Source organism: Kitasatospora sp. NPDC058162 (genome assembly GCF_042884005.1).
In the GTDB taxonomy this organism is placed as follows: domain Bacteria; phylum Actinomycetota; class Actinomycetes; order Streptomycetales; family Streptomycetaceae; genus Kitasatospora.
Map to the genome: position 1 here is coordinate 1 of NZ_JBHVUS010000074.1, position 10309 is coordinate 10309.

The following is a 10309-nucleotide window of genomic DNA, read 5'->3' on the forward strand; positions in this document are numbered from 1 at the left end:
CCAGAGGGCCCGTCCACCACGGACGGGCCCTCTGGCGTGCGCGACGGGGGGTCAGTAGTCCAAGCTGCGGATGGTGGACCGCTGGACGTCGATCAGCCCGCCGGTGATGCCGTTCGCCTCCGCGATCAGGGGGATAGCGATGAAATAGTCGGGTCCGCCCTTGCCCTCCATGGCGTCGATGAACGTCTTCACATCGGCCCCGTGCACGGTGCCGGACATGGTCCCGGTCCATTCGGTGTCGGAGATGACCCAGTCGCCCTCGGCAGAGACATGGAGGAACGGCGGGTACGTCCGTTCCGGCGTGGCCGGGCCTTCCCCTCCGCCCTCGCCCTCGTGGCTCTCTCCCCCGGCCTCCCCAGCGACGGGCTGTTCGCCCGAGGGCTCCGGCGCGGCAGGGCCGGTCTTCTCGGCCGGAGCCGAAGGCTCAACAGGCGGAGCCGGAGGCTCTTCCTTCTGCTCCTTCTTCTTCCGCCCGAACAGCCGACCCAGCAGGCCGCCCCCGCGCTTCTTCGGCTTCTCGGCCGGGGCTGCTTCCTGCGGTGCGGGCTCCGGAGACGGCTCCGGCTGTACGGGCTCGGGCTGCTGCTCCTGGCCGTCCTTGCCGAACCCGAGCTTCCACCACTTCGCCATGGGTCACTCCCCCCGCTCGGACAGGTGCTGGTCCAGCGCGCCGTGCGCGCCGGTCTTGTGCTCGGGTGCGTCCAGGATCTCCAGGATTTCGGGCATCGGGGCCTGGCCCTCGATGCTCCACTCCCGGCCGCCGGTTCCGATGCCCATGGAGGCGGGCTTGGCGGCCATCGGGTCGGCGGCGTCGCTGACGTAGGTGGCCGCGTCCACGTAGACGCTCAGGGGCAGGCGGCCGTCCTCCTTCGCGAACCTCACCAGGCCCCGGTACAGGTTGGCGGTCGCCGCCGCGATCAGCATGTGCGCCCAGTCGGGGCGGAAGTAGACGTCCTTGGCCCAGTCGCCGCCGGTCGCGTGGTCGGTCTTGTGCTCGCTCCGGGAGAGGTAACCACGGAACGACTGGTAGATCCGGCCGTGCACCTGCTTGGCCCACTTCGCGCCCGGCCGCCCGTCCTGCATCGCGGCCACGATCCGGTTGCGGCTGGTGGACAGCAGCTTGTACATGCCGGACAGGGCCGCGCGGGAGTTCTCCCAGTGCCAGGACTCCAGCACCTTCGGGGACCACTCCGGGTACTGCTCCATCAGGAGATCTACGCTCGGAGTCGGCAGCCAGTAACCGCCCTCGGGCATCTCGCGGAACTGGAACCGGGGATGCCCCGGCAGGCCGGTGCCGGGGACGTCGGCCAGCCGCCAGTACCCGGCCATCGCCTTGTCGAACGGGGTGCCTTCACCGCCGTGGGTCGGCTCCCCGATGCCCAGCTTCGTCGGCCCGTACGCGCCGAGCCAGGCCGCCGTCTTGTCGTACCGGTGCAGCCACCCGGCCGCCCGCTCGGCCTCGGTCGGGTCGCGGTGCCACAGCTGGGGGACCATCAGCGGCACCATCCGCAGCCCTTGAGCGGCCGGGGGCACGGCCCCCTTGCGCACGGCCTGGCACAGCACCTCGGTCCGGCCCTTCCCGCCGGCCATGTCCTCGCCCGTCTGGTTCGGCCCCTGGAAATAGGGCACGACCTTGGGCCGGGCCTGGGTGCCGTGCAGCGTGGACATGAGGTAGACCATCAGCGCGTCCAGCAGGACTTCCGGGGTCTCGGCTCCGCCCCATCCTCCCCGGCCGGGCTGCTTGGCCTTGTCGAACCGGTGCTCATAGGCGGGCACCGCCACGGTGACCCGGGAGTCCCGCGCGTTCTCGTCGGCCAGGACCAGCGTCATCCATGCGGTGAGCCCGGCCGGGTGCAGCTCGGCCACCGGCGACCCGGCCCCCGGAATTGCCCAGGCGTGCGCCACGGGGTTCATCGCCCCGGGCGGCTTCACCGGCTGGTCCTCGGCCAGGCCCTTGGCCGCCCGGGTCTGGGCCATGCCCAGCTCGCGCCGCTCCTCGAACGTCGGCAGGCCCATGGCCTCCATCGCCTCCTGGTGGACCCAGAGCGTCTTCAGCCCGTACGCGGCCACCAGGGCGGGCACGTCGTCCACCGAGGAGGGCACGGGCACCTTCACCGGCTCGCAGTTCGGCAGGTGCAGCACCCCGTTGCCCAGCACCCCGAACCGGGTCGCGGACAGCGTGCGGCCGGTCGCCCGCGCGGACAGCGACGCGAACGGCCGGTCCGTCACCCGCTCCTCGGGGGCCGGGAACACCACGCGCGGCGGGGACGTCGGCCGAGGCGGGGCCTGCACGGGACTGGTGACGTCATGACGCCGCGACGCGGCGACGTCATCGGACGTGTCCTGTACTGCTGTTTCCCTCTTGCGGAATGCCTCCAGGGCCCGGCTCTCGGCCGCCACGGTGGCCGAGTCGTCGTCCGGTACCGGAGCCTGATCCGGGGTCACCTGCGGCGGTGTCTCGCGGTCCGCGAACGCCTCCTGGGCGGCCGTGGGGTCGAAGATGTACGCCCGGCACTGGGGAGTCGATCCCGCCCGCCTTCACCAGCTCGGCCATCGTCGCGACGTAGACGTACACCTGGCCCTGGTGGACGTAGCCGAGCACGCGCCGCGGCTTGACCTCCATGGCCCCCCACGCCTGCGGGTTGAGGACCGTGGACTGCACCCACGCGGCGGGCTCCTGGACGATGGCGCCGGCCACCTTCTCCCAGAGGATCTGGCCCGGTGTCAGGTGGTGCTCGATCGCCTCCCCGAGGATGCGCGGGAGCTCTCGGCGGGCGTCCTCCTCGGCCATCGCGCCCAGCTCGGGCATCGCCAGGAGCTCCCCGAGCATGTACGCGCCCACGCACCACGCGGACAGGATGCGGGCCAGGGTCAGCGGGATTCCGCCCGACTCGCGGGTCTCCTCGGTCGCCAGCCGGTCCACGATCTCCGTGTGCAGCGTTCGCCAGGTCGTCACCCGCTCCGCGCTGAAGAACTCTGCGTCCCGCGCCCAGACCAGCGGCCAGCCGTGGAACCGCTGGGCCAGGTCGAACGCCTCGGCCGTGGCCGAGGCTGCGGTGAAGAACGGGCCGTTGAGCTGGAGGAGCCGGGAGGCCAGCGACTCGACCTGTCCTTGACGGTGGAGCGACTCGTTCGACGACGTGATGAAGATGGAGTGCCAGGTCCCGACCGACTTCACCACGGTGTTGCCCTTGCCGAGCCGTCCGCGCTTGGCCCCGGCAACGATCCGCTGGAACAGCTTCTCCAGCTCTGGCAGCGACAGGGCCGAGGAGGACGTCTCCTCGCGGCACATCGGCAGGTAACGCGCCTGGATCAGCACCTCCGGCAGGGCCAGGCCCGTGCTGTTCATCGAGCCGAACAGCTCGCCCGTGTCCGGGGACGGGTCGCCCATCAGCGCGCACATGACCTGCTGCACGCTGCTCTTGCCGATCTGCCCGCCGCCGGTCAGGTTCAGGATGTGCGCGGGCACGCCGTGCAGGCTGGAGATCAGCGGGCCGGAGAACATCGCGGACATGACCAGCGTGGTCAGTGGTGCCTGCGTGGCCAGGGCCATGATCCGGGCCCAGCCCTTGCGGGCGGCCTCCTGGTCCACCTCGCGCACCCGCAGATAGCCGTACTCCTGGGCGTCCGCGTCGGGCAGGACCAGCCCGCCGTCAGAGTCCTTCACCGGCAGGGCCGGGACCTCCCCGGCCTCCATTACGTCCTCACCGAAGATCCGGGCGTACGCGTGCCGCTCGTCGGGAGTCGTCGGGCGGCGCAGGCCGAGCCGGTCGGCCCAGGTGCCGTCCAGCACCTCTTCGGCCGAGACGATCCGGGGCCCTTCCTCGCTGTGGAGCTGGTACGCGATCTTCGTGTGCTTCCGGTCGGACATGCGGTAGGTGATCCGGCCCAGGACCAGCGGCACCGCGCCCACGGGCAGCGTCGGTGCATCCTTGGAAGCCTGGTGCAGCAGCATCCGGTCCACGGGCCGGAAGAACCAGCCCGCCTTCAGGCCCGCGATCGGCCGAGCCCCGACCGGGCTCCCCTCCCGCTGGAGGTTCGATACTGTCCCGCCCCGCTTCTGCGGGGGGACGTCGGCAGACTCTTCGGTCTGCGTCTGGTGGGTCACGCGACGTCGCCTCTCATCACGGCCCACCACAGAAGGTGACGTCGGCCGAGGTGGGGGAGAAATCTCCCCGCCCCTGCCTTACACTCGCGGTGAGCCTGCTTTGCTCAGCCGCGTCATCCCTCTTCTGAGGCTTCGAACTCCATCAGGCTTCGACCCCTGATGGAGCCCCCTTGGATTTGGGAAGGCGCGGCTTTCTGTTTTGGATCTTTAGTTGTGGTTCGGCAGCTTACGCGCCGGAGTGGACACCCCTACACGCAGTAGGGACACCACATCCGGTCAGGAGATCGCCAGAGGGTGACCGGGTGCGTAGATGCCCTCGCCCACGCCGATGACCTTGTCTCCGGTCACGTACACGCTGCGCATGACGAGGACCGCGAAGTCTGCATCCAACCCCAGGGCTTCTCGGTCCGCAGCAGTGGTGATCCGGGCATCGACTGTCTTCGAGGCAGCAGTCACAGGGTGACCAGAGCGCTCTTCGTAGACGGCTTGCCACGTGGGGTTGCATGCCTCGGGGAGATCGACTTCGGGAACGACCTCTGCAACGTCCACGTGGACCCAGGACTGGGACGCCTGGAGCACGACGTCGCCCTTGTTCACTGTGCGAACCCGGTTCACGCACTCGCCCTCGCCAAGGTCAGCGGCCACCCAGCCAGGAGCCTGGACGCGGGCGCTTAGCTTGTGGTGGATGGTCTCGCCGGGGGAGGTAATGCCCTTGATTCGCATAGCCCCTGCGATCAGCTTCCGCCGGTCAGAGACGAAAACGCCCTTTCCCTGCTGCGACTCGACGTAGCCCTCTGCCTTGAGCAGCGCGATGGCTCGGTAGACCGCGTTGTCGCTCAGCTCGAACTGCTTCATCAGGGCTGACGTCGGAGGCAGCTTGTCGCCCGCAGCCAGCGTTCCCAGATCGATTCGGGCCTTCAGGTATGCAGCCATGCCAGCCACGGTCCCTGCCATCTTCGCCTCCTTGGGTACTTCCTATCGGATGTTCTTGACGGTACCCCAGATCTTGCCCTAACTTCCTACAGGAAGCTACTTCCTATGGGAAGTTTCTTCGATCGCACAAATCAGCCCTGACCTGTGTCTTCAGCACAGGTCAGGGCCTGAGACCGACCCAACTGCCAGACAGAAGGGACCGATCCTGTGTCTGATCGTAAGACGACGTTCATCCCCGTCGTGCGGACCGCGACCATGCGCGGTCAGCTGGACCTCATCGCCATCGAGCGCGCCGTGAACGGCCGGGCTCCCGAGGGCATGACCGGCCTGGAGCTCCACGAGGCCGCGCGCATCCTCGTCGCCCACGGCGGCAGCGCCACCACCATCTCCGCCCAGCTCCGTGTGCCGGCGGAGCGCATCCGCCGCTGGTTCCCCGAGCTGGTGGTCGCCCCGCTCGGGGACTACGTGTGCGGCACGCCCCGCGCGTACCGCCATCACCTCCGCCTCGGTGAGACGTGCCGCGAGTGCTGCGTGGCTAACACCGCGAACGACCGGGCCGTGAAGCGCGGCCTTCCGAGCGCTGCAACCTCCAGGCGGGCCGCCTGATGGCCGCGCTGATCGCCGCGTTACGGCACATGTGGCAGTGCTCCGGCTGCGGGGCCTGGTACGTCGCGGACACGAACCGTGGCTCCTGCGGGGCCTGCTGATGGGCATCTTCCGCCGCCGCGAGAGCGCGGCAGACGACAACGCCCGGACCGGCCGCCTCCTGGAGGGCCTGGAGACCGCGTACGAGTCCCGCCGCCAGGGCCTCGACCTCCCGCTCACCCAGTTCGAGGAGGTCGTCATCGACGCCTCCGTGACCCTCTCCGGCGAGCCATACCCGCCCGCTGGTCACACCTACCCGAGGAAGGGCTGATCGCCGTGGCGAACACCCGCAAGATCGACCGCGAGATCGCGGCGGCGAAGAGCCGACTGTCCGGCATCCGCAACCAGGAGCAGTCCTCGCTCCGCCCCGGGGACCAGGCGAAGTTCGCTGGCCTCCAGGCGGTCGGCATCGCCAAGGCGGTGCGGGGCAAGACGGCTCCGGCCGCCGAACGGGCCGCCGGGCGCATCTGGTCCCGGGCCGAGGAGGAGGCCGCCGCCGACGTCCGAGTCCTGGAGGCCGAGCGCCAGCAGCAGCTCACCGACCAGGCCGCCGCCCGCCGCGAGAAGAAGAAGGGCGGCTGGTTCTGATGCCGAGCGAGAAGGCGGTGAACCCGCCGCCTGGTGAGTGCCGCCAGTGCTGGCTCCACGCGTACGACAGCCGGGCCCAGCACGCGCACCTCGCTCCGCGCGAGGACTGCCCGGCCTGCGTGGACCACATGCGCAACGGCCACGCCGGAATGATCGTGCCCGGCAAGCGCAAGGGCTGGTGGTGACCGTGGCCCGCACCCCTGAGTTGGCCGCGCTCCTGGTGGCCGCCGGGCTGGCCGGTCTGGTGAGTGAGGGCGGGATGCCTCTCTCCGCCGGGCTCCTGGTCCTGGCCGTGGCCGCCGTCGGAGCCCTCGCCGTCTCCCTCGCCTACTGCCTGCCGACCCTGATCGGCGCACTCACCACACACCGCGTGGTGAGTGCCCGTGCCGGCCGGAGGCCCGTGGTGAGTACCCGCCGGAGGCCCATGGTGAGTGCCCGCCGGTTGCGCGAGTGACCTACCCCCCTGGTGGCGTCGTGGACTCACCACGCCACGACGCCACCACATCGACCTGACCAGCAGAGGAGGTGACCCGAAGTGAAGTTCTACGACCCGACCGGCGAAACGTACGGGCTCCCGACGTTCCCGCGCCGCCTGGCCCCCGAGGGCCTGGCCACCCGCCGTCAGCTCCGGGCCCGGGGCCTGCGCCCCGGCGGCCAGGACGTCGCCGCCCAGGTCCTCTGGCACGGCCGCCGCGACCCGATCACCCGCACCCGGCCCGTCCGGGCCGCCTACCTCTACCGCCTCGACCTCGCCCTCCCGGTGAGGCCGATGACCCCCGGCCGGGCGCGCGCCGTCGCCGCGATGATGCGCGCCCGCCGGACCTGTCCGCTCTGCACGATCACCTACCCCTACGTCATCCCGACGTCCCTGGGCTGCTGCCCGGGATGCGCCGACCACCCCACGACCGCGCTCGCGGCCTGAGAGGAACCGACCATGAACCCCGAGATCCCCCAGCAGCGGCACCTCCCGCAGCCGTTCCCCGGCCAGGCCGCCCCCGCGCACCACCGCCCGCCGAACGTGGAGTTCCGCGACGGCGTCCCGTACCACTACACGATCGGCCAGCAGCCGCAGCAGATCGTCGTGCAGCTCCCCGAGACCTCCTCGATGTCCCCGGCCCAGCGCGAGCTGGTGGTCAACGTCGTCCTCCTCCTGGTCGTCGCCGTGGTCCTGTGCGGCTGCGTCGCCGGGCTGGTCGTCATCGCCGGAGGCACCCTCATGGGCCTGATCGGGACGATCGGAGCGAACGCCGTCCCGGTCGGCCTGACCGCCGTGGGCGCGATCGTCGCCGCCGGGTGGCTGGTCTCCCGACTCAAGGGCCTGGCCCAGACCGCCGTAGACAACAAGAAGTAGCCCCCACCAGCGTCAGCCCTCTGCTGGTGACGCCATGAGCCCGAGACGTCATGACGTCACCAGGCCGAAAGGACACCCCGTGAACACGCAGATCGAGAACCCCACCATCGAGACCCCCGCGCCCGCCGGCCCCGTGCTGCGAAAGCTCACCACGATGCAGCGCGCCGTCCTGATCGCGGCCATCGTGCCGATGATCGCGGTCGGCATCGCCGGAGGCGTCGGCACCTACACGAACCTCGGCGCGAAGTACGGCGAGGGCACGGCGGTCGGCGCGCTCGCCGCTGGTGAGGGCGCAACCGCCGTCCTCGCCCTGGTCCTCCTCGTGACCACCCTCCTCGGCCAGTCGGCCCCGGCCCTCGTCCGCGCCGGACTCTGGGCTCTGCCCGCAGCCGCCGCCGCGATGGGCGCGACGGCCGCCGCCGACCTCGGCCAGGCCATCGTCTACGGCCTCACCCCGATGGCAATCACCGCTGCGGCCGAGGGCATCGCGTTCCTGTCCCGCCGCGTCGTCGTCTACAAGGAAGGCCGCGACATCGAGGCGGAGGCCCGCGCCGCTGCCATCGTCCGGGACCTGGCCTACCACCAGGCCCGCGCCACCGGACACCCCGACAAGTCCAAGCGCAAGGCGTCCGAGAAGAAGTCCTGGAAGCTCGCCGCGAAGGTCGGCTCCGGTGACGTCCGCCTCGGCGCGGACCTGATGGACATCCAGCGCGACCGCATCGGCGCGGGCGCGAACGTCGCCCTTGAGCGGATGTTCGGCGCGGCCCCGGCCGCCATGTCCCCGGCCCTGCCCGCCGTATCCGCCGACACCCGCCCCGCTCTCCCCGCCGCATCCGCTCATGACGTCATGAACTCACGAGGCCAGGAGTCCACCATCCGCACGGATACGGACGGACGTCCGAACCAGACCGCCTCTGACCAGGAGGAAGACACCGAAAGTGTCCGCCCGGACCTGAAGGTTGTCGGCACCGAGAAGCCCCAAAAGCGGTCCATCCGCGCGGACGTCTTCGCGATGGTCGCGGACGGGGTCCACGACGTCCGCACCGTTCTGGACGCCGTCGCCACCCGCCACAACCGCCCCGCCGACGACAACGCGTTCAAGTCCACGGTCACCAAGTACCACCGCGAGGCATCCGCGCAGACGTCCACCGACGACGCCGCCCACGCGGGCCAGTACCTCTGACCCCGCCCGAAATCGATCCGGCCGGAGTGTCACACGGCCGCCAATTCCGACACCTCTACCAGGTGAAGGGACCGTCCGAAATCTGTCCACAGGCCAGATGACGCACGGTGTCAGATCCACCCGAAATGATCGAAGGATCACCGCCCGGCAGGCCCCACTCCTGCCAGAGAACCAGCCTGCCGGGCGGCCAGGTCCCCAAGCACACGAGGGGATTCCCGTGCACAGCATGACTGCCGCACTCGCGGCGCCAGCACCCGAGCCGGACGCCCAGGAGGGGGGGTGGCTCGCGGACGCGTTCACGTTCCTCTGGGACGCCGCCGCGAGCATCGTCCCCGGCGGAGACCTCGGCCTCCTGGGCGGCCTCTTCCTCCTCGGCTGGATGGCTGACCAGTCCCGCAAGCGTAAGAAGGCCCGCGCCGTCACCGCCCGGCCCACCGTTCACGTGAGCTGGAAGGCCCCGTTCCTCGCGGCCTGGAGCCTCGCGAAGTTCCTCTACCGTGCCGCCCGCAGCACCGCCCGCTTCTACGGCGGCCGGGAGCTCCGGGGCCCCGCCCGCTCGACCGCGACGGCCTGGTCCGCCGGCACCCGGGTGCAGCGCGAGGACCAGGAGGACGCCGCCGCCATGGGCTCCGTTGCCTGGGCCCCGCCCCGCATCAGCCTGGTGAAGCAGCCCCGCCGCCAGCCGAGCCCCTGGGCCCGCAAGGCTGCCGCCTGGCTCCGGACCTACTCCGGCAAGGGCTCGCACACCCTCGACCGGGCCGTCGCCGCCCTGCGCTGGACCTTCCGCGCCGCCGACCGGGCCTCGGCTCTCGACCGCGCCGTCTGGCGTGGCCTGACCGCCGCGTACCGCACCACCGCCCCGATCCTGGGCAACTGGCCGTGCTGGCCCTACGCCGCCCGGGGCCTCGTCCGCGTGATCCTGACGGCCCTCCTGGTGTTCGCCCTGGTCCCGGCCTGGGACGTCTGGGCCGTCCTGGTCGCGGTCCTGGCCACCGCCGCCCTGGGCGCGCTCCTGCCCCGCATGGCCCCCATCCGGCCCGGCGACGACGTCGTCTATGGCCCCCGCCTCTGGGTCGTCCTCCGCGAGGACCTGAAGCTCCCCGATGAGGAGGAAGCCGCGGGCTGGCTCCAGCTCCCTGCCCGCCTGGACGCCGACGACGCCCGCATCGCCCTGCGCCTGCCCTGGACGTTCCGCGGCTCCGACATGGAGAAGGAGAGCATCACCGCGCTGATGAACTCCCGCCTGCCGGGGGAGTGGGTCGGCCGCTACAGCTTCCGGGGCGACCACGCCACCGCCGTCTACACCCACAAGCCCCCGCCCAAGCCGACGCCGCCGGCACCCGAGCCCCCGGCCGCCGTGAACATCTGGGATCCCAAGGTCCAGGAGATCCTTGCCGCCCTCGGCCCCGACGAGTTCTACCTCGGCCAGGACACTTTCGACCGGCCCGTCATCCAGAAGATGGCCGACGAACAGAACTCCTGGGCGCTTTCCATCGGGTCC

Annotated in this window: 13 protein-coding genes; 9 read left to right on the forward strand and 4 right to left on the reverse strand. The window is 71.0% G+C overall.

Annotated features, from left to right (window positions below; translation table 11 throughout):
- Positions 1 to 51 precede the first annotated feature (51 nt).
- The 4 genes from ACFVXG_RS45770 to ACFVXG_RS45785 all read right to left on the reverse strand — a co-directional run bounded on the left by ACFVXG_RS45770 (position 52) and on the right by ACFVXG_RS45785 (position 5062).
- Positions 52 to 630, reverse strand: coding sequence for a hypothetical protein (locus tag ACFVXG_RS45770; protein ID WP_387936462.1), 579 nt, complete (start codon positions 628 to 630; stop codon positions 52 to 54).
- 3 nt (positions 631 to 633) lie between these two features.
- Positions 634 to 2229: a hypothetical protein gene (locus tag ACFVXG_RS45775; protein WP_387936463.1), complete on the reverse strand. Its 1596-nt coding sequence runs from the start codon at positions 2227 to 2229 to the stop codon at positions 634 to 636.
- Between the two features lie 100 nt (positions 2230 to 2329).
- Positions 2330 to 4108 carry a DUF927 domain-containing protein gene (locus ACFVXG_RS45780; protein WP_387936464.1) on the reverse strand — a complete coding sequence of 593 codons (1779 nt, stop codon included), beginning with the start codon at positions 4106 to 4108 and terminating at the stop codon, positions 2330 to 2332.
- A gap of 276 nt (positions 4109 to 4384) precedes the next feature.
- Positions 4385 to 5062 (reverse strand): GntR family transcriptional regulator, encoded by a 678-nt coding sequence (locus ACFVXG_RS45785; RefSeq protein ID WP_387459252.1) that lies wholly within the window; start codon positions 5060 to 5062, stop codon positions 4385 to 4387.
- A 186-nt stretch (positions 5063 to 5248) separates the two neighbouring features.
- On the opposite strand from ACFVXG_RS45785, the gene ACFVXG_RS45790 reads away from it, so the two are divergent.
- The 9 genes from ACFVXG_RS45790 to ACFVXG_RS45830 all read left to right on the forward strand — a co-directional run.
- Complete coding sequence (locus ACFVXG_RS45790) at positions 5249 to 5647, forward strand: hypothetical protein (protein ID WP_387831218.1); 399 nt, start codon at positions 5249 to 5251, stop codon at positions 5645 to 5647.
- Between the two features lie 100 nt (positions 5648 to 5747).
- Positions 5748 to 5957 (forward strand): hypothetical protein, encoded by a 210-nt coding sequence (locus ACFVXG_RS45795; RefSeq protein WP_387831217.1) that lies wholly within the window; start codon positions 5748 to 5750, stop codon positions 5955 to 5957.
- Positions 5958 to 5962: 5 nt separating this feature from the next.
- Positions 5963 to 6274 (forward strand): hypothetical protein, encoded by a 312-nt coding sequence (locus tag ACFVXG_RS45800; protein WP_387497160.1) that lies wholly within the window; start codon positions 5963 to 5965, stop codon positions 6272 to 6274.
- Positions 6274 to 6459, forward strand: coding sequence for a hypothetical protein (locus ACFVXG_RS45805; RefSeq protein WP_387497157.1), 186 nt, complete (start codon positions 6274 to 6276; stop codon positions 6457 to 6459). The genes ACFVXG_RS45800 and ACFVXG_RS45805 overlap by 1 nt, the downstream gene beginning before the upstream one ends.
- Positions 6460 to 6461: 2 nt before the next feature.
- On the forward strand, positions 6462 to 6728 hold the full coding sequence (locus ACFVXG_RS45810; RefSeq protein WP_387497154.1) for a hypothetical protein: 267 nt from the start codon (positions 6462 to 6464) through the stop codon (positions 6726 to 6728).
- Between the two features lie 81 nt (positions 6729 to 6809).
- Positions 6810 to 7196 (forward strand): RRQRL motif-containing zinc-binding protein, encoded by a 387-nt coding sequence (locus ACFVXG_RS45815; RefSeq protein WP_387936465.1) that lies wholly within the window; start codon positions 6810 to 6812, stop codon positions 7194 to 7196.
- A 12-nt stretch (positions 7197 to 7208) separates the two neighbouring features.
- Positions 7209 to 7625, forward strand: coding sequence for a hypothetical protein (locus tag ACFVXG_RS45820; protein ID WP_387497206.1), 417 nt, complete (start codon positions 7209 to 7211; stop codon positions 7623 to 7625).
- A gap of 79 nt (positions 7626 to 7704) precedes the next feature.
- Entirely contained in the window at positions 7705 to 8808 is a 1104-nt protein-coding gene (locus ACFVXG_RS45825; protein ID WP_387936466.1) for a conjugal transfer protein, read from the forward strand.
- Between the two features lie 226 nt (positions 8809 to 9034).
- Positions 9035 to 10309 (forward strand): hypothetical protein (locus tag ACFVXG_RS45830; RefSeq protein WP_387936467.1); only part of this gene is annotated, 1275 nt, incomplete at its 3' end.